Raw genomic sequence first — 25,364 nt, forward strand, 5'->3', positions numbered from 1 at the left:
GAGGCATTTCAGGATGACAGCTATTTTCTCACCTTCATTGATGTGCATGGATTTAACACACTTCCGTGAACAAATTCAGCTTCTGAACACAAGGGCAGACCGTTATCATGTCGACGTCATGGATGGTCATTACGTAAAAAATATGACCTTATCACCCTTTTTCATTGAACAACTTCGGAAACTGACAGACGTTCCGATTGATGTTCATCTAATGGCCGAACAGCCTCAGGAATTTTTAATTGATGCATGTATTGATGCAGGCGCAACGATGATTTGTTTACATCCAGAAGTGGTGCAAAAAGACGTTTTTCGAATCATTCGGCATATTCACGAAAGAAAGTGTGAGGTCGGCTTTGTTCTCAATCCCGCCACACCAGTTGCAGCATTAGATGCTTTTATTCATTTAATAGACCGGGTGACGATCATGACAATTGATCCAGGGTTTGCGGGTCAGCCTTTTATCAAAGAAATGCTTCCGAAAATGAAAGAGGTGAAAGAAATCAAAGAGAAGGGGGGATACTCATTTTCAATTGAGGTAGACGGCTCTTGTAATGAAAGCACGTTCCGGTTGCTTGCTGAGGCAGGAAATGAAATTTACATCATTGGCACTTCAGGTTTATTTGGCCTTCACGAAGAATTAGATAAAGCATGGGAAATAATGAAGCAATTGTTCGCAAAAGAAACAGCCACAATGAAATCACCTTAGTAAAAAGGAGGATGAAGCCCATCCTCTTTTTTACGCAATTTTACTAAACAAACTATCTCCTTATCAAAACATACTCAAAAACTTCATAAAAGCACAAATTTATAATTGAAAGCGCTTTATTTATGTGTTATTCTTCAAATATCTTTAGTAAACATTTAGTCAAAAATGATGAGGAGTTTACCTATGACTACACTCAAAGATATTGCTCATGATGCAAAAGTATCCGTCTCTACTGTATCCCGTGTGTTAAATGGCGACCAAACGCTTGCCGTTTCACACGCAACAAGACAAAACATCCTCGACATAGCCAAGAAATTAAACTATACCCCCGTCAGAGCAAGAAAAGCCAATCAAGTAGAAGTAAAAAGCCCACCCGCCTCCCCAGTCATCGGTGTCGTTGTCGCCCAATCCATTGACGAAGAATTAAATGATCCTTTTTTTTCATCGATTCGAAAAGGAATTGAAAAAGAATATGCCAAACGAGGTCTGTCCACTCTCCATACCTTTCGCCTAAGAAACATGGATAAAGGGGTGATACTAAAGGATATTGACGGTTTGATTGTCATTGGACGAATCAGCCCTGATACGGTTGAAAAGATGACAAACCGAATGGAACATATTGTTTTTATCAATCATTATGCAGATGAAGATTTGTATGATTGTGTACATGTGGATTTTGTCAGAGCGGCAGATCGTGCCATTCGTCATCTGCAATCTCTCGGCTATACACATCTAGGCTATATTGGCGGGAAAGAGAGGGAGCATTATTTTGAAGGAAATGCTGTGATTGAGGATGAAAGACAAACAACTTTTATCAAAAGAATGCAAGAAGCGGGAACTCTTCATATGAATGACATCCACATAGGCGAATATTCGATGCAAGAAGGCTACTCACTTATGCAAAAAGCCATTCAGAAAGGAAAGCTTCCAGAAGCCTTTTTTATCGGAAGTGATTCTATGGCAATAGGCGCTATGCGTGCGCTACATGAAGCCGGTCTTCGTGTACCTCAAGATGTCTCAATCGTGGGGTTTAATGATATCGAAGCCGCTTCCTTTTCAAGCCCGCCGCTCACAACGGTTAAAGTATATACAGAACAAATGGGGGAAGTAGGTCTAAAGCTTTTGCTTGAGCGGATAGAAGGAAGAAAGCTTCCCCTAAAAGTCGTCGTGCCAACAAAGCTCATGCAAAGAGGCAGCACATGCCCAATCCATGAAAGGGGGTGAATAAGCATTTCAGTAAACAAAAAAGAGACAAAAAAGCAGGAAGGAAGCTGCTGAGCATGATGGCCAGATCATGCTGAAAACAACGCAGTTTACCCAATTGCTCTCTTATCTCTTTGAAAAGAATAGAATTCCAGTATAATGGACTTCTTTTGTTTCCGCAACTGCATGAATTCTACCGATAATCGTCTGAATTTTCAGTGATCAAAAGGAGGAAACGATGAGTAAAAAAATTCTGATGCTGTGTGTAGCTCTAGTTTTGTCGATGATCTTGTCTGCTTGCGGCAATAACGGTGCGTCTGAAGCAAACGGGAAAGTGACCTTGACCCTATTCTCCACAATGAGTAACAGCGGGGAGAGAAAGGCATTTGAAGAAGTGATCCGTGATTTTGAAAAAGAACATCAAAACATCCGAATTGATGCCAACTTCCCTGGCAACAGCTATGAAGATATGATACGCGTCAAAATGGGCGCAAACGATATGCCAGACCTATTTGATACACACGGCTGGGCCAAGCTGCGATATAGCGAATACGTGGCTGATCTAAAGGAGATGGACTGGGTAAAACAACTCGATCCTTCACTCGATCAAATTTTAAAAGACAAAGATGGCAAAGTCTATGCCTATCCGCTGAACCAAGCAAAAGACGGACTTAGTTTTAATGCCAATCTATTAAAAAAATATGGCCTGAAAGTTCCTAAAACACTGGATGAACTGAAAAGTGCTTTACAGACTGTCAAAGAAAAAAGTAACGGGGAAGTGGTGCCACTCTGGATTCCAGGAGGCGACAATTCAAATATTGCCCAAGTCTTTGATGAGCTGGCAACGCCTTTACTCATTACCGATCAAAAACATCAATACGGAAAAGACCTTGAAAATGGATCATTTGATTGGTCTCACTATACACCGCTTGCACAGTTTATGAAGGAGCTGAAAGATGAAGAGCTTTTAAACAAAGATGTGCTCACGGCGAAACTATCCCAAGCACCTGAGCTGATGGCACAAAACAAAATCGCTTTCACCTTTGTGGGAGGATCTTTAGGACCTGAGGCGACTGAACTCAATCAATCGATCAAAGTAGGCACCATGCCCGTACCAGCTATTCATGAAGGAGATGAGCAAAGCTGGATTGGTGGAGAACGCTTTACTGTTGCGGCATGGAAAGACTCAAAGCATTTAAAAGAAGCAAAACAATTCATTGACTTTTTAGCAAAGCCTGAAAACGCAAAAAAAATCGCAGAGGGCACTTCCTCTGAAACGGCATTAAAAGAAGTCAAAGCCAAAAACTATTATTCTACATTTTACGAGCAATATGAAGATATTAAGATTGAACCATATTTTGATCGGAAATACTTACCGAGCGGCATGTGGGCTGTCATGGCAACGACCGGTCAAGAATTATTAGCAGGCTCCATCACACCGGAACAACTATCGAAGAAAATGGAAGAGGAATATAAGCGTCTGAAAAAACAATAGCAGGCTCATGCTGAAACAGGAGTGAAGCCAATGAGTGACATCACAAAAGAAAAACAGGCGGCGACATTTACCTCTTTTCCAAAACAGAAGATGAAAAATAGCCAAAATTCTTCACTTTGGTGGATGTACTTGCCTGCTGTTCTCGTTGTCAGTGCCTTTATCATTTATCCCTTTTTTAACGGGATTCAGCTCTCTTTTACAAATTGGAACGGTTTTTCACAACAGTATGAGTGGATTGGGCTGGATCAATACAAACGACTACTGCAAGATCCAACCACATGGCTTGTTGTGAAAAATACCCTTCTTTACGGCATCGGGAGCACCATCTTACAAAATATGATTGGTCTTGGATATGCACTCTTATTAAATCAAAGTTTAAAGATGAGAGCCATCACAAGAACGGTGATCTATTTACCCGTCATGATCAGCCCGATTGCTATGGGCTATATTTGGTATTTTGTCTTTGCGTACCAAGGTGGTGCTTTAAACGACGTTGTTACCTTTTTTGGATTTGATCCAATGAACGCACTTGGTAATCCGCAGCTAAACACTTGGATCATTGTGTTTGTGAATACGTATCAATTCGTCGGGATTGCCATGATCATTTATTTAGCAGGACTCCAAAGCATTCCTAAAGATTATTATGAAGCAGCACAACTCGACGGAGCTTCAGGTCTTCAGCAATTTTGGCGCATCACATTACCGCTTTTAATGCCATCTATCACCATCAATGTTGTGCTCAATGTGATCGGTGGACTTAAATTATTTGATGTCATTGTCGCGCTCACTGGTGGAGGACCCGGAGATTCCTCTCAATCGATGTCGACTTTTATGTACGATTTGTATTTCAAACGGCAGGATGCAGGCTATGCAGCGACGCAAGGTGTCTTCATGGCTATTATCATCCTTGTCGTTAGTGTCGCAGCGCTCATTTATTTCAAACGAAAGGAGACCGAGGTGTGATGGATAACGCCTATAAACGAAAGAAAAGATGGTACTCCTTACTCGCCCTTTCGATTACATTGCTGCACCTGATTCCATTTTATATTTTAGTCACGACCTCTCTAAAGGGGATAGGAGATTTTAGCTCAAAATGGTTGTTCCCATCAACGCTTCATTTTGAAAACTTTCTGATGGCATGGACAGATGCTCAGCTTGGCCAGTCCTTTTTGAATACAGTGATCATTACGTTCAGCTCGGCTGCCCTACTCATCATCTTTGGATCACTTGCCGCCTATCCGCTTGCAAGAAGAGGAACAAAGCTGAATCAAGCGGTGTATCTCTTATTCATTTCCATTATGGTCATACCGCCGCTCACAGCCCTTGTCCCTTTATACAAAATGGTTGTACAAATTGGCATGATGAATACTTATCAAATCGCTATTTTAAACAATGTTGCTGCTTTTTTGCCACTGACGATTTTTCTATATGCCGGTTTTATCCGGTCGACGATTCCAAAGGAGCTTGAAGAAGCCGCTCGTATTGATGGCGCGGGAACACTCAGAGTCTTTTTCACCGTCGTTTTTCCGCTGCTGAAGCCGATTACCGCTTCTGTTTTAATCATTGCCTGTGTGTATATTTGGAACGACTATCAATTTGCCATCTTCTTCTTGCAAGATAAAGAGATGCATACACTTACAGTCGCCTTATCCAATTTCTTTGGTCAAAATCAACACCAACTCCAGCTCGTTGGCGCCGCTGCTCTTATTGCGATGCTGCCAATGGTCACGATGTTTTTACTTTTGCAAAAATACTTTATCGCAGGGCTGTCTCAAGGCTCTGTTAAAGGGTAATCCAACCTTGATGTAAAAAGGAGTGTCGTCTATGTCTAAAATTACATTTATCGGTGCAGGAAGTACCGTGTTTGCTAAAAATATATTAGGAGATTGTCTGTTCGTTCCCGCACTTGCCGGCTTTGAATTTGCGTTATATGATATCGACCACAACCGGCTGAAAGAATCAGAAACGATGCTACGTCACTTAAAAGAGAACTACGGTGCACATGTGACCATTCAGTCGTATCACAACCGGAAAGAAGCCTTAAAGAATGCGAAATATGTCATCAATGCCATCCAGGTAGGAGGCTATCAGCCAAGCACTGTTATTGATTTTGAGATTCCAAAAAAATATGGATTAAGACAAACGATTGCGGATACGGTTGGCATCGGCGGTATTTTCCGTTCACTTCGAACCATTCCCGTGATGCTCGACTTCGCAAAGGATATGGAAGAAGTATGTCCACACGCCTTATTATTAAATTACACGAATCCAATGGCCACATTGACTGGCGCTATGCTGCGTTATACTCGGGTTCAAACGGTTGGTCTTTGCCATAGCGTACAGGTGTGTACGAAAGATTTATTTCAATCACTTGAAATGGACCATGAAGGCATTGAAGAAAAAATTGCCGGCATTAATCACATGGCATGGTTATTAGAAGTGAAACGAGACGGTCAAGACTTGTATCCAGAAATCAAAGCAAGAGCAAAAGAAAAACAAAAAACGCGGCATCCTGATATGGTTCGTTTTGAACTAATGGATAAATTCGGCTACTATGTCACCGAATCCTCAGAGCACAATGCAGAATATCATCCGTATTTTATCAAATCTCGTTATCCAGAACTGATTGGACAGTTTAACATTCCGCTCGATGAATACCCAAGACGCTGCGAGGAACAAATCAACAATTGGAATACGATGAAACATGACCTTGTGGGAAACACACAAATCACGCATACGCGCTCTAAAGAATATGGTTCACGTATCATTGAAGCGATTGAAACGAACGTTCCCTTTAAATTTGGTGGAAATGTACTGAACACAGGAGGACTCATTCACAACCTTCCTGAAAAAGCTTGTGTCGAAGTGCCATGTGTTGCAGACCGGAGCGGTATCATGCCATGTTATATCGGAGAGATACCTGAACAATTGGCTGGACTCAACCGGACCAATATCAGCTCACAGCTCATGACGATTGAAGCTGCAATCAGCGGCAAAAAAGAACACATTTACCAAGCGGCATTATTAGACCCGCATACAAGTGCTGAATTATCAATTGATGACACCATCAAACTATGTAATGAATTAATTGAAGCACACGGGGAGATGCTCCCGGCTTATACAGAGCCGAGTCAATACGCAATTTCTTCTAAATAACTAACATAAACAGTCTTAGCCTGATGCACTTGGCATCAGGTTTTTTAGATCAACAAACTGATCATTGACTGGAAGCGTTTTTAATATTATGATTTTTCTAAAGTTAACCAACAGTTAACCAAAAATACATCATCAATTAGTTAACATGATCATGCCACATGACAAACAGACAAAACGACCTAAAAGGGGGACAGATCTTCGGAACCAAAAGAGCTAGAAGGTATAGACTTCACATGTTTTATCAGAACGTAAAGCAGAACTGTGGTTTCATTTGACAAAGAGTGTATACAGATGAAGGCCCCTTAGATGAGACAATGACGATAAATCAACACACGATTGCATCACAATCCAAACAAAGAGGAGAGAGGGAACATGACCAAAACAGATGTACAAACGTTGAAAAATTATATTGGCGGACAATGGGTGGACGCCGAAACGAACCAAACGGAAGCTGTTTATAATCCAGCTACTGGCGAGGTTATCGCAGAAGTACCGCTTTCAACAAAAACGGATGTAGAACATGCAGTCCAAGCTGCACAAGAAGCGTTCACCACTTGGTCTAAAACAGCTGTTCCCCGGCGCGCACGTATTTTATTTAAATACCAACAGTTACTCGTTGAGAAATGGGATGAGTTAGCTGAACTCGTCACGCTGGAAAACGGAAAAAGTGTAACAGAAGCAAAAGGAGAGGTGCAACGAGGAATTGAATGTGTGGAATTTGCCGCTGGTGCACCAACCTTAATGATGGGGAAACAACTACCTGATATTGCGACTGGTCTAGAGTCTGGCATGTACCGCTACCCAATTGGCGTCATCGGTGGCATTACCCCTTTTAACTTTCCGATGATGGTCCCATGCTGGATGTTCCCGCTTGCCATTGCCTGCGGAAATACATTTGTCTTAAAACCTTCAGAACGGACGCCAATCCTTGCTGCACGGTTAGCAGAATTATTTGAAGAAGCAGGACTTCCAAAAGGTGTGCTCAACATTGTCAACGGCGCTCACGATGTAGTAAACGGTCTGCTTGAACATGAAAAGGTAAAAGCCATTTCGTTTGTCGGCTCTCAGCCAGTCGCAGAATACGTCTATAAAAAAGGGACAGCACATGGTAAACGTGTACAAGCACTTGCCGGTGCAAAAAATCACTCCATCGTCTTGAAAGATGCTGATTTAGAATCGGCCACAAAACAGATCATTGGCGCTGCTTTTGGATCAGCAGGTGAACGCTGCATGGCAGCAGCTGTTGTCGCAGTGGAAGAAGACGTGGCAGACGACTTGATTCAACAATTGGTCGATGAATCCAACCAGCTTGTCATCGGAAACGGAATAAATAAAGATGTCTTTCTCGGACCAGTCATTCGGAAGGAGCATAAAGAACGAACTCTTCAATATATCCAATCAGGAATTGAAGAAGGCGCAAGCCTGATTCGTGATGGCAGACAAGATAACGAAACAAATGGAGAAGGGTATTTTGTCGGACCAACGATCTTTGATCATGTCACAAATCAAATGAAAATCTGGCAGGACGAGATTTTTGCCCCAGTCTTATCCATTGTCCGTGTCTCATCACTCGCAGAAGCAATCGACCTGTCCAATCAATCAAAATTCGCAAACGGTGCCTGCCTATACACAGACAGCGCTTCAAGCATAAGAGAATTTCGTGAAAACATCGAAGCCGGCATGTTAGGCATTAACATTGGTGTTCCTGCTCCAATGGCTTTCTTCCCATTTTCTGGCTGGAAAGATTCCTTCTACGGAGACTTGCACGCCAATGGAACAGACGGAGTAGAGTTTTACACGAGAAAGAAAATGGTGACCGCTCGTTATATGTAGTCTACATTTATTGAACATTGAGGAAGAATGCAGCTCCATCATGGAGACTGCATTTTTTTGTTGTCTTCTAGTTAAAAAGTAAGGGTTTTCATTGCACTCTTTACAGGGATTCGCAGGGAGAAATCATTCTTTGTATTCATTCTTCATCACGAAACATCAACATAATTTGAAATTGGGCCTAAACCCCAATATCAGGAAGATGAAAACAGGAGGAAATGACACGATGAGGACGAGGATGAAGTGTAGCGTTTGTTTATTGATCTTCACTTTGGTACTGAGTTGTTTGCCGGTATATGAAGCAAATGCGGCAAGCACTCCTATTGCCAAGCAAGTAGGAAATGCAAACCCGCTCATTGATCATCACTTAGGAGCAGACCCGTTTGCGCTTACCTATAACGGAAGAGTGTACCTTTATATGTCGAGTGATGACTATGAATATCAAAGCAACGGAACGATTAAGGACAATTCATTTGCAAATCTGAATAGAGTATTCGTCATCTCTTCGGCGGATATGGTCAACTGGACCGATCACGGAGCGATTCCAGTAGCGGGGGCAAATGGGGCAAATGGCGGCAGAGGCATTGCCAAATGGGCAGGCGCATCATGGGCCCCATCAGCGGCGGTAAAGAAGATCAATGGAAAGGATAAATTTTTCCTTTATTTCGCTAATAGCGGCGGAGGGATTGGAGTCCTTACAGCAGACAGCCCGATTGGCCCATGGACTGATCCAATTGGAAAAGCGCTCGTTACGCCAAGTACACCTGGCATGTCCGGAGTTGTATGGCTTTTTGATCCGGCCGTATTTGTAGATGATGACGGTACTGGTTATCTATATGCCGGCGGAGGCGTTCCAGGCGGTTCCAATCCAACGCAGGGACAATGGGCAAATCCTAAAACAGCAAGAGTCCTGAAGCTAGGTGCTGATATGACAAGTGTGGCCAGTAGCGCATCCACCATTGATGCTCCTTTTATGTTTGAAGACTCAGGGATGCATAAGTATAACGGAACCTATTACTATTCCTATTGCATCAATTTTGGCGGCTCACATCCTGCCGATAAACCACCTGGTGAAATCGGCTATATGACGAGCTCAAGTCCGATGGGACCCTTCACGTATAAAGGACACTTTCTGAAAAATCCGGGTGCTTTTTTTGGTGGCGGCGGTAACAACCATCATGCGGTGTTCAATTTTAAAAATGAGTGGTATGTGGTGTATCATACGCAAACCGTTAGCTCTGCCTTATACGGAAGTGGCAAAGGCTATCGCTCTCCACATATTAACAAGCTTGTGCATAATGCAGATGGCTCCCTTCGAGAAGTAGCAGCCAATTATGAAGGGGTGAAACAGCTATCTAATCTGAATCCATATCAACGTGTTGAAGCTGAAACATTCGCTTGGAATGGACGCATTTTGACAGAAGCCTCGTCAGCACCAGGAGGACCAGTGAATAACCAGCATGTCACCAATATTCAAAATGGCGATTGGGTGGCTTTAGGGAATGTAGACTTTGGTTCAAATGGCGCTAGAACATTTAAAGCCAATGTCGCATCGACAGTAGGCGGGAAAATAGAAGTACGCCTTGACAGCGCAAACGGCAGACTGGTCGGTACACTGAATGTCCCTTCCACCGGTGGAACACAAAACTGGCGGGAAATAGAAACAGCGATTAACGGCGCATCCGGAGTGCACAACGTATTTTTTGTCTTTACCGGAACAGGCGGGGGAAATCTATTCCAATTTGATTCTTGGCAGTTTACTCAAAGGTAGCGAATAAAGGTGCTTAAATGTTTGATAGAGGAGTGGGAAATTTGATGTCATGTATAAAAAAACCAATGCTTGCTTTATTGGTGTGTTTCACCATGCTATCTGTCATGTTCATAGGCCCCGGAGTAGCTGAAGTATCAGCAGCTGACGCAAACATTAACCTTAATGCAGAAAGACAAGTGATTCGTGGTTTTGGCGGAATGAACCATCCAGCTTGGATTGGTGATTTGACAGCGCCACAAAGGGAGACTGCCTTTGGCAATGGACAAAATCAGTTAGGGTTTTCCATTCTTAGAATTTATGTAGACGAAAACAGAAACAATTGGAGCAGAGAAGTCGCGACGGCCAAACGAGCGATCGAGCATGGTGCTCTAGTCATTGCTTCCCCTTGGAATCCTCCAAGCAGTATGGTTGAAACATTTAACCGGAATGGATCACCTGCCAAGCGGCTTAAATACAATCAATACGCAGCATATGCTCAGCATCTGAATGATTTTGTCACTTACATGAAAAACAACGGAGTCAATCTTTATGCCATTTCTGTACAAAACGAGCCTGATTATGCGCATGAATGGACATGGTGGACACCTCAGGAAATCCTGCGATTCATGAGAGAAAATGCCGGCTCCATTAATGCACGTGTGATTGCACCAGAATCGTTTCAATACCTTAAGAATATCTCAGATCCTATCTTAAACGATCCGCAGGCGCTAAGGAATATGGACATTCTCGGCGCTCATCTATACGGAACCCAAATTAGCCAGCTTCCGTACCCTCTTTTCAAACAAAAAGGGGCAGGGAAAGAGCTATGGATGACAGAGGTCTACTATCCGAATAGTGATAACAATTCAGCGGACCGCTGGCCTGAGGCATTAGGGGTATCAGAGCATATTCACCAATCAATGGTGGAAGGGGACTTTCAGGCGTATGTGTGGTGGTACATCCGGAGATCATACGGTCCTATGAAAGAAGATGGAATGATTAGCAAGCGCGGATACAACATGGCGCATTTCTCCAAGTTTGTGCGTCCAGGGTACGTCAGAATTGATGCAACGAAAAGCCCTGAATCAAATGTTTTCGTCTCAGCTTATAAAGGAAACAATCAGGTCGTCATTGTGGCGATTAATAAAAACAATGCAGGGGTCAATCAACACTTCGTCGTGCAAAATGGCTCTGTTTCTCAGGCGTCTAGATGGGTGACGAGCGGCAGCAGCAACCTTCAACCTGGAACTGACTTAAACATATCAGGAAATCAATTTTGGGCTCATCTCCCTGCTCAAAGTGTGACAACATTTGTGGTCAAACGCTAGAGAAACACGAAAAGCCAATTTTCTCATTAAAAAAGAAAATTGGCTTTTTTCTGTGTAAATAGAAAGTTGATTTTTCACGACGTCAACACTTTGGGTATAATAATAACAATGACTTCAGGAGAGTGATCATTATGCCAAAGGTTCAAAGCAAAGTATTGATTATAGATGACGAAAAAGAAATTTTAGAATTAATCCATACCGTATTAACAAGAGAAGGCATTGACCAGGTGTTAACAGCTTCAACTGCCCGTGATGGGCTCACGCAATTTCATCAAGAACAACCAGATCTCGTCATACTGGATATTATGTTGCCAGACGGAGAAGGCTACGATATTTGCAAACAAATCAGAGATGTCTCACATGTTCCGATTATCTTTTTATCAGCAAAGGGAGAGGAATCAGACAAAATTGTAGGACTTGCCATTGGCGGCGATGATTACATTACAAAACCGTTCAGTCCAAAAGAAGTCGCCTACCGGGTAAAAGCCCAGCTAAGACGGTCATCCTACTTACAGCCTTCTCAAGCGGAGCCCGTGATCAAAAAAGGACCATTTGAGTTAAACGAGCAGCAAGCCGAACTGACGAAAAACGGAGCGGCAATTGAACTCACACCGAAAGAACTTATGTTGATGACTTATTTCTTGCAGCATCCGAATCGCGTCATCAGTAAAGAAACGCTTTATCAAACGGTTTGGGGAGAGGATTTCTTCGGTTCTGATAATACGGTAATGGTTCATATACGAAGACTGCGGGAAAAAATAGAACATTCCCCATCTACACCAGAATTTCTCGTGACGGTCAAAGGACTTGGCTATAAATTTGTTGTAAAGGATGCGTAAAGATGAAATGGCGATTAACAGGCAGATACATGGTCTCTGTCATTATCGTGACCATTATCACGGTCTTTATTAACTTATTTGGATTCATGATATGGCTTGTACTACAAGCAAGCAGTCAGCAAAACGAAGAAAATACGCCGGAAACCTTCACAAGAACATTTGAACAATACATCACCTTGTCTAATCAAAATATCACTGTGAATAAAGAAGGACAGCAAGCTTTAAAACAACAAAATGCGTGGATTCAAATATTAGACGAAAATGGACAAGACGTCTATCATGCACTAGCACCTAAAGGCTTAAAAAGCAAATACACACCTATAGAAATTGTAAACTTACATAAATATAAAGATAAGCAATTGATGTCGACGATCTATGCTGGCGGGAAAAATGGAAAGGGTAAGGAATACAGCTACTTCATCGGATTTAAGGACCCTTCCATCGGAAAATATTTATTTTCTTTTGATACGAAAGAATTAATAGCGCAATTCAATATCGGGACGATGATTTTATTATCGATTGATGCCATCATTGCCTTATTCATTGGATACTTATTCAGCCGGCAACTCATCAAACCGCTCGGCCGTGCCATTTATGGCATCCAGAGGCTCGCAAACGGAGATTATACGACGAAACTGCCAACGAAGGGGATATATAAAGATGTGTTCTATAATGTCAATCACTTATCAGAGCAGCTCGCTTCAAGCCAAAAAGAAAAAGACAAATTAGAGCAAATGCGGGAAGAGTGGATCAGTCATATTTCTCATGATATTAAAACACCATTATCCTCTATTCAAGGCTATGCAGAAATCATGAAAGATCCAAATTATCCTCTTTCAAATCAAGACATTAGACATTATGCCAGCATCATAGAGAATAAATCACTGTACATCAAAGATGTGATGGAGGATCTAAATTTAACAACAAGGCTGAAAAATAACGACGTGATGCTGCATAAAGAACTGGTGAACATTGTGCCATTGCTGCGTGAAACGTTAATTGATATCCTCAACGATTCGAGATATGCAGATCAGACCATTGAGCTGCAAACGCATGTAGACAAGCTCATGCTGAATATTGATACGATCCTCATACGAAGAGCGGTCACCAATCTCATTTTAAATGCCCTTGTTCACAATGATGCTGATGTGAAAATCATTGTACAGCTTGAACAAAAAGAACATACCCACATCACCATTCAAGACAACGGCAAAGGAATTGAAGAGGCAGAGCTAGAAAAAGTGTTTGATCGCTACTATAGAGGGACGAATACTGGAGGGACACATGCAGGCTCAGGCCTTGGAATGGCGATTGCAAAAGATATCATCCAAAAACATGGGGGAGATATTACAATACAAAGTATGATAGGAGAAGGAACAACGATTGATATCCAATTACCCGCTTAAACGGACATACAAAAAAACGGTTCTGCTCAATCACAGAACCGTTTTTTCTAACTCTTATTCTGAAAACACTTTTATGCCTTTAACAATGTTCCAAATGAAGAAGTAGATCGCCACAAGGAATGTCACAGCATATGTTGCAATTAAGAACGGACCAGCATGACTGATATCGTTCATGCCAAGTAAACCTGAACCGGCAATACCAAGACCGAAAATCAAATAAGGAATAATATGTGTCCATAGTGATTTTTTCGCATGGTATTTCACTTCGTCTTTTCCTAAGAAATAAACGATAATCGGAAATAGAAACGGTGCAAAAAAGATACTGAAGTAACATAATGAAGACAAAATTTTATTTTCTCTCAAAGCTTTTCACCTCTATGATTGATTTAGAAGAGGGGACCATTTGACTCATCCCTCAATTCCTTACAAACCCATTGTACAACCTCAACCTTAACTCGTATTAATCCGAACCTTACAGCAACCTTAAATATGTTAAACTGTAAAAAGACAAGGAAAGATAAAATGATTCTGGGTATTTCAATCTATTTTTTCAGAAAAAAATAGTTGACTTTGGTCATTCCTCTATTTAAAATAAAGTCGTAACCGATGCAGGAGTGTTACTGATATGATCAGGCACCACCAAGTCAGGTAAACAGATTGTACATTTGTACGTTGTTTGCTGAGATTTTGGTGTTTTTTTATGCTTTTTTAGCATTTTAGGTAAGGTGGGATGAGGATGTTCACCGTCGTTAAAGTTTTAAATAATAATATCGTATTAGCTCTAACAGAGGCTCAAAATGAAGTCGTTGTGTTTGGAACAGGAATAGGTTTTAAAAAGAAGAAAGGTGATACACTTGATGAGAGCGCTGTCAGTAAGACATTTTATTCTGATCAGACGTCTCCATTAGAATCTCAACTTGCCGCTATCCCAACTGATATCCTTTTATTAACTGAAAAAATCATTCGCGTAGGCGAAGAGATGTTGAATAAGAAGTTAGGTTCCAGCGCGCTCTTTTCGCTATCCGATCATCTCACCTTCGCTATTCAAAGGCACGAAGAAAAAATGGCGTATGAAAACCCCATTGTGTGGGAAATTCCACATCTCTATTTTCAAGAATATCAAGTCGGGAAAAAAGCACTGACAATTATTCAAAAGATGATGGGCATTTCTTTTGAAGATACTGAAGCTTCACTCATTGCCCTGCATTTTGTAAACGCTCAAATAGATGGTCAGTCTATGGGAGACACCATTAAGATGACTCACCTGACGAAAGAAATCGTCAAAATCATTCAAAATATTTTCGAGTTGATATTGGATAAATCATCCATTAATTATTCGAGGTTTATTACCCACTTGAGATATTTTATTGTCAGGCAGGAAACCAATCAACCACCGCAGCAGATGGATGACTCGTTAAAAGAATTAATACAGGATCGTTATATGAAGAGTTATGCCTGCGGATTGATCATCAAAGAAATGTTAAAACGAGAATTCAATTGGAATGTGACAGAAGACGAACTTGTTTTTTTAGTCATCCATATTGAGCGAATCACAAAGGAACACCAAAAAAATAAATGATTTCTTTTAGGCGTGTTATGAAAAAGCATTAACCTAAACAAATCTCCATGAGAAAGAATGATCTTTTCTATGGTGGATTTTGTTTAGGTTTTTTTTGTGAAAATGAAGGGGTGAAAGCATGGAAAACAAAGAATTGGCTGGAAAAATTGTAAAATTAATTGGTGGAACCGAAAATATATCTCAAAGTTGGCATTGTATCACACGGCTAAGATTTAATCTCAACGATGAAAGTCAGGTAAAAGTAGATGAGCTGAAAACATTAGATGGTGTTTTAGGTGCTCAATTCCAAAGTGGACAGTTCCAAGTCATTATTGGAGCAAAGGTAGCAGAGGTTTATGAGGAAATCGATCATCTAGCCGGTCATAGTAGCAATAATTCTGCTCCTGTTAAAAACACGTCAAAGATGAACCCAATTGAAGTCGTATTCGATGTGATCAGCGGGATTTTCACACCTATTTTGCCAGCGATTGTTGGTAGTGGATTGATCAAAGGAATCATGGCACTGTTCGTTAGCTTAGGCTGGCTGACGGAGACAAGTTCTACCTATCAAGTACTTCAAATTTTTTCAAATGCTGTCTTTTACTTTTTACCTTTCCTCATTGCTTATTCGGCAGCGAAGAAATTTAAAACGCGAGAATCTCTTGCGCTCGCATTAGCAGGGATTTTACTATATCCAACGATGATCGAAGGTGCAGCAAAAGGAGCAGATCCATTAAATTTTTTAGGGTTAAGTATTCCACTAAATAATTACACATCTTCTGTATTACCAATTATTTTAGGTGTGCTATTACTAAGTTTTGTCGATAAGTGGATAACAAAAGCGATCCCAAAATCTTTAAGTATCGTATTTACACCGGTACTGAGCCTGATGATCACGGCTCCTCTTACACTGGCTTTTATCGCTCCTATTGGGAACGTTTCTGGGCAATATTTAGAAATCTTTTTCACTTCTTTGTTCAATTTCGCTGGTCCGATTGCCGGTTTATTAATGGGGGGCCTTATGCCACTCATTGTGTTAACTGGAATGCATTACGCATTCTTCCCAAGCACGTTAGCCAGCTTTGAAAAAGTGGGTTACGATATCATGCTGCTTCCGATGAATTTCATTGCGAATATGGCACAAGCAGGCGCTGTGTTAGGTGTCATCATCCGCACCAAGCGGGTAGAAACAAGGTCTTTAGCACTTTCAACATTGCTTCCTAGTTTCTTCGGGATCACAGAACCAGCCATTTATGGAGTCACACTTAGACTAAAAAAACCTTTTTATGCTTCATTAATTGGCGGCGCAGTCGGTGGATGTTTTTACGGTTTATTTTCAGTTAAAACGACAGCCTTTTCGATCCCAGGCATTACTTCACTGCCAACTTACATTATGAAAGGGACAAATAATTTCCAGCTGGCTCTGATTGGAATCGCCCTTAGCTTCATCGTGTCACTTCTCATCACCATTCTCCTTGGATTTCAGGAGTCTGTCACGGCTTTTAATGAGCAAGCTGCAGAAAAGCCAAATCACACTGAGAGTACAGAGAATCAACAAATGTCTAAGCAAACAAACCCTTATGAAGTTCAAGCACCTATGAGTGGAAAGGTCATTCCTTTATCTGAAGTGAATGATTCCGTGTTCTCAAGTGAAATGATGGGGAAGGGAGTCGCAATTTTGCCTGATAAGGGGGTGGTACAAGCACCGTTCTCAGGAAAAGTAGTGACTGTTACACCTACTAAACATGCCATCGGACTCGTTTCAGATGATGGGATTGAATTATTGATCCACGTGGGGATTGATACGGTCAGCCTAAACGGCCAATTCTTTGATGTACTGGTAAAAGAGGGCGATAAGATAAAGACGGGGGATCATTTATTATCGTTTGATATAGAAGGCATTCAATCAAACCATTTAGATGTAGTGACACCTATAATCGTCACAAATTCAACGCAATACCTTGATGTGATTCATACAGGTGACACTCATGTCACCGCAGGTCAAAATAAGCTCTTAATGCTTATTCACTAATATAAAGAGAAGGGATGATTGAAATGAAAGAATTAAAAAAAGGATTTTCAGATGATTTTTTATGGGGTGGCGCAACTGCTGCCAATCAAATAGAGGGCGCATACTTAGAAGGTGGCAAGGGCCTGTCGACATCAGACTTTGCTGCATATAAAGATCCTTATGAAAAAGGAAAAGTGAACAACTTTACTTTCGATGTGAGTTCAGCTGAATTAACAAGATACAAGGAACAACCCGATGAATTTGATTTCCCGAAAAGACGCGGAATCGATTTTTACCATCGATATGAAGAGGATATTGCACTATTTGCAGAGATGGGCTTTAAAGTGTTTCGCTTGTCTATTTCATGGGCAAGAATCTTTCCAACTGGTTTAGAAGACAAGCCGAACGAAGAAGGATTGGCTTTTTACGATAACGTATTTGATGAGTGTGCGAAATATGGAATTGAACCGTTAGTCACGATGTCTCACTATGAAATGCCGATTACTTTAACAGAGAAATATAATGGCTGGATGAGTAGAGAGCTTGTCCCGTTGTTTGAAAAATATGCCCGTGCCATTTTAGAAAGATATAAAAATAAAGTGAAGTATTGGATTACATTCAATGAAATGAATATGAACCTCAACAGCCTTTACACCGGTGCTGGAATTTTAGAGGACCTAGTAGACCATAAATTACAGGCTGCGTATCAAGCATCACATCATCAATTTATCGCCAGCGCTCTCACTGTGAAGGCTGCAAAAGAAATCATTCCAAATGTCCAAATTGGCTGTATGATAAACCAAATTGAAGCCTATGCAAAAACAACGAAACCAGAGGACCAGCTGCAAGCGGTAAAATCGAACCAATTGAATATGTTCTATCCGGATGTTCAAGCTAGAGGTGAATATCCAACATACATGGTGAAATATTTTGCTGACAACGACATCAAACTTGATATCGAAGAGCAGGATGAGCAAATTTTGAAAGAGGGCATCGTTGATTTTGTGGCGATCAGCTACTATATGTCCCACGTAGCAGAAGCCCGAGAAGATGCAGCCGAGCTAGCGGGTACATTTGATAGTCCAATTAAAAATGAGCATTTGGAGTTATCACAATGGGATTGGCCAATTGATCCAATGGGTCTGCGCATTTCATTAATTAAACTGTATGACAGATACCAAAAACCTTTATTTGTTTGTGAAAACGGACTTGGCGCAAGAGATACATTGACACCAGACAGAGAAATTCACGACGATTATCGAATTGATTATTTAAAACAACATATTGAACAGATGAAAGAAGCAGTCAAAGAAGGTGTCGACTTAATGGGGTATACACCATGGGGTTGTATTGACTTAATTAGCTGCGGAACATCTCAAATGAGTAAACGCTATGGTTTGATCTATGTAGATCAAGACGACAGAGGGAATGGGACATTAAATCGTTACAAAAAAGATTCCTTCTACTGGTACAAAAAAGTGATTGCAACAAATGGGGAAGATTTATCATAATCCAGATAGAATGATGATGACACCATTGCATCCGCCTTAATTGGCCGGGTACGATGGTGTTTTTTTGTTTACCGAAAAGTAACCTCAATTATGTCATAGCAAGCGCTAGAGATCTCTTTGCTACAATCATTTGATAACAAAAGTTGGCCGAAAAATGTTTCACCTTGACCTTGAAGTATAGTTCAACCTTTATAATGTACATATAGTAAAAAAAATAATAAAAAAGGAGTAACGATGGAGTTGATGACTAGAGGAGAACTTGCCAAAAAAACAGGAGTAAGTCCTGCCGCAATTCGTTACTATGAAGAGCACAACATATTACCTGCTCCAAGACGACGTTCAAACGGTTACAGATTCTATACAGACGACTATGTTGTGAAAATTCAATTGATCAAAGATGCGAAAACGCTCGGTTATTCATTAAAGGAAATAGCTGAAATTATGGACATGCTAAGTCAAGACATAGACCTTGATACCCTAAGACAAATTGTCCATCTTAAACATGAAGAAATTGAAAAGAAAATTAAAAGCCTTCGTCTCATTCAAGACCTTTTATCTAACTTATTAAAAACCCCTGAAAAAAAAGTACAAGTCTACTTGGAATCATTTCGTGTTCCGAAGCAGGATGATCAATAAACCTATTGGGTGAAGGAGAGAAAAAAATGAGTGTAGAAATGTATCATGGTGAACGTTCTAAAGAAAGTATTCAATTTGAAACATTATTCGCTTCGCAAAGTAATAAAGAGAGTTTCTCTAGTATCGAACAGACAAAAAAATTTCTTGAGCAAAAAGGAATTGAAAATACACAGCCTTATGCCATTGGAGATGATGTGAAGTTAATCAGTGAGGTACAAGAGCAGACATTCGAAGGCATGCAAGTTTTCACATTGAATGAACAAGCATCACAAAATCAAAAAGTCATTCTCTATCTACATGGTGGTGCGTGGACAAATCAGCCTTTGAATGTCCATTGGTGGTTCATGGATAAAATGGCGCAATCACTAGGTGCGAAAGTAGTCGCTCCTATTTACCCAAAAGTACCTCATTATAGCAACCAGGATACGTATCCGAAAATGCTTAACCTATATAAAGACCTTCTGAAAACTGCTGGAAGTGCCAATCAATTGACGATCATGGGAGATTCAGCTGGCGGAAACATCTCACTTGGTCTTGCGCACCTTTTAAAGAAAGAGGATCTGCCGCAGCCGAAGGATATCGTGTTACTATCTGCGTGTGTGGATATGAGTATGAGCAACCCTCTCATATTTGAATATGCAAAAAAAGATCCGATTCTAGGTCATGAAGGAATGGGAGTCATCACAAAATTGTGGGCAGCTGATCAAAGTCTCACAGACCCATTGATTAGTCCGATTTACGGTGACTTTAAAGGGCTCGGGAAGATCACTCATTTTATCGGAACACATGATATGTTATATCCAGATGCCATAAAGCTCGATGAAAAACTATCAGCACAAGGAATGGACATCAAAACCTTTGTTTATCCTGAAATGCTGCATGTGTTTGTTGTCATGCCAATTCCAGAAGCGGCAGATGCTCTGAAGAAAATCATTCAAGTGATCAATCGATAGGGATTCAGTTCACACCTAGAAAGGGTAAATGTTCTGATGTAAATAAGGGAAAAGGTTGCTTACTTGAAAGCAGCCTTTTTCAATTGAATATGAAATAAATTCAAAATGGCCATTCACTACAGATTAAACGGTCTTTTGGCTGGTTAGTAAAGGAGAGTGAAGTTCAGTTCATCACCTCATGTTTGGTATAATACATACGAGCAGTGAGGCGAAAGGGGAAACGCGATGAAAACGTTTGATCTATCACAAGATGATATCGAATTAATAGACGAAGCAAAAAAGAGGATTATCAGTCTTTATGAAGATGACAAGCATCATGTAGGGGCAGCGATCCGCATGAAAACAGGAGAAATCATATCAGCTGTCCATATAGAAGCCTATATCGGACGGGTAACTGTTTGTGCAGAAGCCATTGCGATTGGCAGCGCTTTATCGAATGGATACAAAGATTTTGATACAATTGTTGCAGTGAGACACCCTTATTCAGATGAAGAAGATAGAAGAATTAGGGTAGTCAGCCCTTGTGGCATCTGCCGAGAGCTCATTTCAGACTTTGGACCAACATGTTTTGTCATCCTTGATATGGATGGGGAGCTGGTCAAGGTGAAAATCGAAGAACTCATTCCGCTCAAATATACTCGAAACTGATGTACCACATAAAGATAAAATAGGAAAAGAGATGTAGCAAACGTTACATGTGATCCTTGCTACATCCAAGATGACTGAAAAAGCGTTCAACAAAAGCGGCCCCATGTATGTTCTCCATATATTTCGTGTTAAAAATATACTGTTCCATTTGTTCAAGCTTCCGCAGACTCCGCACTAGTATTTTCCGATCATGATCAGACAGAGTAGGATCATCATCTATCTTCTCTAAGGCCTTTTTCACACGTGCAGATACATGTTCAACATATAAATGGTTTTTGGATGCTGGCGGAATACATGCCGCTAGGTCACAGCCTATAAAACGAACACCATCAAGGGTGCAGTTTTCAAAATTGGCGATCAGCTTTTGTTTGCCATTTCCCTCAAACGTTATATCTATTAGCTTACCAGCAAAGGTACAATTGACGATGTTCGCTGCCTGTAAAACACGGTCATTGAATCTACAATTAGAGAAAGTACAATCGATAAACGTAGCATTCTCCAATGTCATTCCCCTCATATCGCAGGAAGAAAATTCGCAATTGGTGAAGACAGCTTCGTTTTTGCCAATGCCCACAGAGCGCAAATCTGAATGACTAAAAGTACAATGATCAATCGTACTACCGGCAAAAAATCTCGCATTCGTCAGATCACACGTATCAAATACAAGATGATCCAAGTGACAGCTCCAAAAAATAGGAAAACGAATATTTGAGTTGATGATTGTCGTTCTGCTGATTGTTTCGTTTTCATACCTGGTCACATCAGAAAATGCTTCGTTGTCTACTGATATACCAGACTCAAGTCTTCTCATCGCTATCACCCTATCATTTCTTCAGAAATTTTTCACCATCATGATGTTCATTCAGCAAGTTCATTTTCCATCAGCTCTTGTCTTTGACTCAAGATTATATCACAATACGATATGCGTTTAATGGACCTTTTGTGATATGAGGAATGTCAGAATTAATATCACAGATTTTCGCATTGATGTCTATTATGCCAAAGCTAGTGATTCGTTTAGCGTGCATATCGTGATATGTTTCAGCGGTTTCTTTTGTTTTGAATAAGTAGATTCCCTATCGGGGTCAGCTTGTATACATTCTTTGACTGAACACTAAGGTAAATCACAAAAACCTAAACAAAATCCACCGTCATAAACAATGGGTATTTGTTTAGGTTTTTTAGCGATTGGATCGTTTTCGAAGAACTAGGCATGAGACAGCGAATACTGAGAAAACGCCCGCCGATCCAGCAGCAAACACCAGCTCAAATTGTTCTGGTTTCGGTTTGAATAACAAAGGGACTGAAAGAATGAGCGCAGCACCACTAAAGCTTAATCCTAATATCAACATGGCCAATAATTTATTCATAGAAACACCTCTTACACTTAGAGTGAGAACAATGGAGACCTACTGATCTAAGTATCATTGTTATGATTCGACAACCTTTAACCGTCCTAAATGGAGTGTATCATATGATGGTAGGAGATTGTTTTTTTTCATGAAAACACAATCGTACAACAAACAACTTTAAACGAACACCGTTCTTTACGAACGGTGTTCGTTATAATATAAATGAAATGAAATTTAAAACGCTTTCCACAAAGGGATGAGGAGATGCAGAAGATGACGTCATTATCTAAGAATCAAAAGCAAATCGCTATCATCGGAGGAGGACCTGGGGGACTAACACTTGCCTTAATTTTGCAAAATTACGGTATACAAACAACCATTTATGAACGAGAGATGCATGACAAGAGCCTTGAACGAGGCGGCTCACTGGATATTCACGAAGAAACAGGTCAAAATGCCTTAAAAGAAGCAGAAGTTTATGAGAAATTTCAAAAGAACGCCCGCTATGAAGGGGAAGATTTCCGATTACTTGATAAATCAGGAAGAATTTATTTAGATGAAGAAACGGAATCAGATCAAACAGGTACTCGCCCGGAAATTGATCGTGGTGTGTTATGTGAACTACTGTTAGAACAAATTGATGCTGAAACCATCAAATATGGGTATAAACTAGAAAGATGCGTTTCATTAGAAAGTGGTATGACAGAGCTTCATTTTGAAAACGGAGTTGTCGAAACAGTTGACCTTTTGATTGGGGCTGATGGTGCTTTTTCTCGTGTGCGTCCTCTGTTAACAGATATTGAGATTGAATACTCTGGGCTCACGATGCTAGAACTGAATGTCTTAAGCGTAGAGGAGAAACACCCTGATTTAGCTGAATTTAATAAACGAGGTAAGATGTTTGCTTTGGCAGACCACAAAGGACTGATTGGGCAGTTAAACGGAGATGGCCGAATCAAAGTGTATGCAAGCCTTATGGTAGAACGCAACTGGATCGAGACTTGTGGTATACCGTTTCATCAAGCGAAAGAAGCAAAAGAACAATTATTAGCGTTATTTAGTGATTGGGATGATCAGCTGAAAAATTATATTCGTTATGCAGAAGATGCCATCATTCCAAGACGGATTTATACGCTTCCTGTCGGTTTCAAATGGAATCGTCATAAAGGAGTAACGCTTATCGGTGATGCAGCTCACGTCATGTCGCCATTCGCAGGCGAGGGTGTGAACATGGCGATGTTTGATGCAAGGGAGCTAGCACTTGCTATTGTCCGGCATCCTCATCATTTTGAAAAGGCGATTGAAGAATACGAAGACATGATGTACGAATATTCATCGAAAAAAGCTAATGAATCGGAGAATAGTTTAAAACTGTGTTTTTCAAATGACGCTGCGGTCAAGCTTGCAAATATGATGAATTCTTTTCAAAAGGATGATGATTGATGCTCAATTTACTATTTTACTTTGACATGTTATAAAGAGAGTATGAACAATTCAAATCGTCGTATGATCAGTCGCCGGTCTCGGCCGGCTAAAGAACCCTTAAGCCGTGAGCTTATTGTGAAAACGGCCTATGAGCTTCTTAAGGAGCATGGGATAGAGGGCATGAGTATGCGTAAGGTGGCTAAAGCATTGGATACGGGACCTGCATCCTTGTATGTCTACGTGAACAATGTTCAAGAACTCAGTGCTTACGTATTGGATTATGGTCTCGGACAAATGGTCTATCCAGATTCAAAGGATAGCACATGGAAAGAACAGTTATTCGACCTATTGCATACTTATTTCCTCCTGCTATTCGAAAAACCTGGTCTCGCTGAAATTTCTCTTTCCACCATTCCACAAGGAACGAACTTTCTTCAGTTGACCGAACATCTTCTCGCTGCATTGCATGAAGGCGGGATCAAATCTACATCCGCAGCATGGGGAGTAGACCTATTGCTGTTATACGTATCTTCTGTAGCATACGAAAAGGTCTCTTGGAAGAAACAAGGCTCTTCACAAATTACAGACACAAAAAAAGCATTTCTTCAAGCAGACAAAACGCAGTTTCCTTTCATTCATCGTGTAAAAGAAGAAATGTTTGCAGGTGATACCGTATCAATGAAACGGTTCCGATGGGGAATTGACGTCATTTTGTATGGCATCCAGCAGGAAGACAATTAGAAAGGAGCACAAGCAAAAAGCAGTCAATGGCTGCTTTTTTTATATGGTGATTTTCATATTTGTGATCTTGTGAGCATTATGATATATAAATAAATCTATATATTGTTTTTATATATAAAAAATTATATAATCTAGTGGAATAAAAAAATGAGGTGCTTAGGCGTGGAACATATTAAAAAGTTATTAGAGAGTTATATTCCTTTAGCAAAATCTACTGCAAAAATGTTTGGAACAAATTGTGAAGTGGTGATTCATGATTTAACGAATCCTCAAGCATCTGTCATGTTTACAGTAAATAACCATGTGACAGGAAGAGAAATAGGCCAATCATTTGATCATCTAGTCAAGACTGTATTACAATCAGAAGATTTTAAAGAAGATTATTTGGCTGGTTATACATTTGTAACAGAAGATAAGCGTACGATTCGTTCTTCGACTTCATTAATACGTGATTCAAAGCAAAAAGTGATCGGAGCTTTCTGTATCAATTTTGATGTTGAAGCACTGAATCAAATGCAGCAATTTATGGATACTTTTCTTTCTACACAAGTGGAAGCTCAAGAAAAAGAAACAACATCAAATGATGATCTTGAAAATGTAGAAGAAATAGTAGATCAATTGATTCAACAAATCATTCAAAACAGTGTTCATCCAGTTATGAAACGTCGTGAAAAAATTGAACTAATCAAATTCATGGATGAAAAGGGCATTTTTTTAATGAAAGGATCTGTTGAGAAGGTCGCATCTATGTTAGGCATTTCCAAAGTAACGGTCTATAGCTATTTGGATGAAATCAAAAATAAATCGAGGTAAGGA

At 40.5% G+C, this 25,364-nt stretch carries 24 protein-coding genes; 20 read left to right on the forward strand and 4 right to left on the reverse strand.

Translation table 11 applies throughout. The annotated features are described in order from the left end of the window. The first annotated feature begins 13 nt into the window (after positions 1-13). From alsE to ES896_RS16275, 11 genes are all read left to right on the forward strand, one after another. The gene (gene alsE, locus ES896_RS16225) at positions 14-706 is read left to right on the forward strand and encodes a D-allulose 6-phosphate 3-epimerase (protein WP_008343724.1); all 693 of its coding nucleotides are present in this window, start codon (positions 14-16) and stop codon (positions 704-706) included. 183 nt (positions 707-889) lie between these two features. Continuing rightward, positions 890-1,930 carry a LacI family DNA-binding transcriptional regulator gene (locus tag ES896_RS16230; RefSeq protein ID WP_081114674.1) on the forward strand — a complete coding sequence of 347 codons (1,041 nt, stop codon included), beginning with the start codon at positions 890-892 and terminating at the stop codon, positions 1,928-1,930. Between the two features lie 217 nt (positions 1,931-2,147). Continuing rightward, a complete protein-coding gene (locus ES896_RS16235; RefSeq protein ID WP_125588760.1) occupies positions 2,148-3,404 on the forward strand; it encodes an ABC transporter substrate-binding protein in 1,257 nt (418 codons plus the stop codon). A 30-nt stretch (positions 3,405-3,434) separates the two neighbouring features. Further along, positions 3,435-4,367 carry a carbohydrate ABC transporter permease gene (locus ES896_RS16240; protein WP_007499266.1) on the forward strand — a complete coding sequence of 311 codons (933 nt, stop codon included), beginning with the start codon at positions 3,435-3,437 and terminating at the stop codon, positions 4,365-4,367. Next, entirely contained in the window at positions 4,367-5,197 is an 831-nt protein-coding gene (locus tag ES896_RS16245; RefSeq protein WP_056703195.1) for a carbohydrate ABC transporter permease, read from the forward strand. The genes ES896_RS16240 and ES896_RS16245 overlap by 1 nt, the downstream gene beginning before the upstream one ends. A 31-nt stretch (positions 5,198-5,228) precedes the next feature. Further along, a complete protein-coding gene (melA, locus tag ES896_RS16250; protein WP_007499268.1) occupies positions 5,229-6,560 on the forward strand; it encodes an alpha-glucosidase/alpha-galactosidase in 1,332 nt (443 codons plus the stop codon). 372 nt (positions 6,561-6,932) lie between these two features. After that, entirely contained in the window at positions 6,933-8,393 is a 1,461-nt protein-coding gene (locus ES896_RS16255) for a CoA-acylating methylmalonate-semialdehyde dehydrogenase (RefSeq protein ID WP_019744147.1), read from the forward strand. Between the two features lie 223 nt (positions 8,394-8,616). Beyond that, positions 8,617-10,161 (forward strand): glycoside hydrolase family 43 protein, encoded by a 1,545-nt coding sequence (locus ES896_RS16260; RefSeq protein WP_057079472.1) that lies wholly within the window; start codon positions 8,617-8,619, stop codon positions 10,159-10,161. Positions 10,162-10,202: 41 nt separating this feature from the next. Next, positions 10,203-11,468, forward strand: coding sequence for a glucuronoarabinoxylan endo-1,4-beta-xylanase XynC (gene xynC, locus ES896_RS16265; RefSeq protein ID WP_081038966.1), 1,266 nt, complete (start codon positions 10,203-10,205; stop codon positions 11,466-11,468). A gap of 131 nt (positions 11,469-11,599) precedes the next feature. Then, positions 11,600-12,307, forward strand: coding sequence for a response regulator transcription factor (locus tag ES896_RS16270; protein WP_008343743.1), 708 nt, complete (start codon positions 11,600-11,602; stop codon positions 12,305-12,307). A 2-nt stretch (positions 12,308-12,309) separates the two neighbouring features. Then, positions 12,310-13,713 carry a sensor histidine kinase gene (locus ES896_RS16275; protein WP_135227036.1) on the forward strand — a complete coding sequence of 468 codons (1,404 nt, stop codon included), beginning with the start codon at positions 12,310-12,312 and terminating at the stop codon, positions 13,711-13,713. Positions 13,714-13,767: 54 nt separating this feature from the next. Here ES896_RS16275 and ES896_RS16280 read toward each other — a convergent pair whose 3' ends face one another. Next, complete coding sequence (locus ES896_RS16280; protein WP_007499277.1) at positions 13,768-14,076, reverse strand: magnetosome magnetite crystal formation protein family; 309 nt, start codon at positions 14,074-14,076, stop codon at positions 13,768-13,770. A 373-nt stretch (positions 14,077-14,449) separates the two neighbouring features. On the opposite strand from ES896_RS16280, the gene ES896_RS16285 reads away from it, so the two are divergent. From ES896_RS16285 to ES896_RS16310, 6 genes are all read left to right on the forward strand, one after another. Beyond that, positions 14,450-15,292, forward strand: a complete 843-nt coding sequence (locus ES896_RS16285) for a PRD domain-containing protein (protein WP_108611251.1) — start codon at positions 14,450-14,452, stop codon at positions 15,290-15,292. 118 nt (positions 15,293-15,410) lie between these two features. After that, entirely contained in the window at positions 15,411-17,303 is a 1,893-nt protein-coding gene (locus ES896_RS16290; RefSeq protein WP_135227037.1) for a beta-glucoside-specific PTS transporter subunit IIABC, read from the forward strand. A gap of 14 nt (positions 17,304-17,317) precedes the next feature. Continuing rightward, positions 17,318-18,793 (forward strand): glycoside hydrolase family 1 protein, encoded by a 1,476-nt coding sequence (locus ES896_RS16295; RefSeq protein WP_058213716.1) that lies wholly within the window; start codon positions 17,318-17,320, stop codon positions 18,791-18,793. A 234-nt stretch (positions 18,794-19,027) separates the two neighbouring features. Continuing rightward, a complete protein-coding gene (locus ES896_RS16300; RefSeq protein ID WP_017367349.1) occupies positions 19,028-19,429 on the forward strand; it encodes a MerR family transcriptional regulator in 402 nt (133 codons plus the stop codon). Between the two features lie 26 nt (positions 19,430-19,455). Further along, positions 19,456-20,382, forward strand: a complete 927-nt coding sequence (locus ES896_RS16305; protein WP_048001471.1) for an alpha/beta hydrolase fold domain-containing protein — start codon at positions 19,456-19,458, stop codon at positions 20,380-20,382. Between the two features lie 225 nt (positions 20,383-20,607). Then, complete coding sequence (locus ES896_RS16310; protein ID WP_035391898.1) at positions 20,608-21,030, forward strand: cytidine deaminase; 423 nt, start codon at positions 20,608-20,610, stop codon at positions 21,028-21,030. Between the two features lie 43 nt (positions 21,031-21,073). Here ES896_RS16310 and ES896_RS16315 read toward each other — a convergent pair whose 3' ends face one another. The 3 genes from ES896_RS16315 to ES896_RS16325 form a co-directional block, all read right to left on the reverse strand. Beyond that, entirely contained in the window at positions 21,074-21,841 is a 768-nt protein-coding gene (locus ES896_RS16315) for a pentapeptide repeat-containing protein (RefSeq protein ID WP_135227038.1), read from the reverse strand. A gap of 94 nt (positions 21,842-21,935) precedes the next feature. Continuing rightward, entirely contained in the window at positions 21,936-22,103 is a 168-nt protein-coding gene (locus ES896_RS16320) for a YdhR family protein (protein ID WP_135227075.1), read from the reverse strand. 108 nt (positions 22,104-22,211) lie between these two features. Beyond that, positions 22,212-22,400 carry a hypothetical protein gene (locus ES896_RS16325; RefSeq protein ID WP_108611257.1) on the reverse strand — a complete coding sequence of 63 codons (189 nt, stop codon included), beginning with the start codon at positions 22,398-22,400 and terminating at the stop codon, positions 22,212-22,214. Positions 22,401-22,655: 255 nt separating this feature from the next. Here ES896_RS16325 and ES896_RS16330 point away from each other — a divergent pair, with 255 nt between their 5' ends. The 3 genes from ES896_RS16330 (at position 22,656) to ES896_RS16340 (ending at position 25,361) form a co-directional block, all read left to right on the forward strand. Continuing rightward, positions 22,656-23,825, forward strand: a complete 1,170-nt coding sequence (locus ES896_RS16330; protein ID WP_135227039.1) for an FAD-dependent oxidoreductase — start codon at positions 22,656-22,658, stop codon at positions 23,823-23,825. Positions 23,826-23,888: 63 nt separating this feature from the next. Further along, positions 23,889-24,548, forward strand: a complete 660-nt coding sequence (locus ES896_RS16335) for a TetR/AcrR family transcriptional regulator (RefSeq protein ID WP_038475220.1) — start codon at positions 23,889-23,891, stop codon at positions 24,546-24,548. Between the two features lie 162 nt (positions 24,549-24,710). After that, positions 24,711-25,361: a helix-turn-helix transcriptional regulator gene (locus tag ES896_RS16340; protein WP_135227040.1), complete on the forward strand. Its 651-nt coding sequence runs from the start codon at positions 24,711-24,713 to the stop codon at positions 25,359-25,361. Positions 25,362-25,364: the final 3 nt, after the last annotated feature.

The sequence above is a fragment of the Bacillus sp. 005/A4HT-01/001 genome, from assembly GCF_004634445.1.
GTDB lineage: Bacteria > Bacillota > Bacilli > Bacillales > Bacillaceae > Bacillus > Bacillus altitudinis.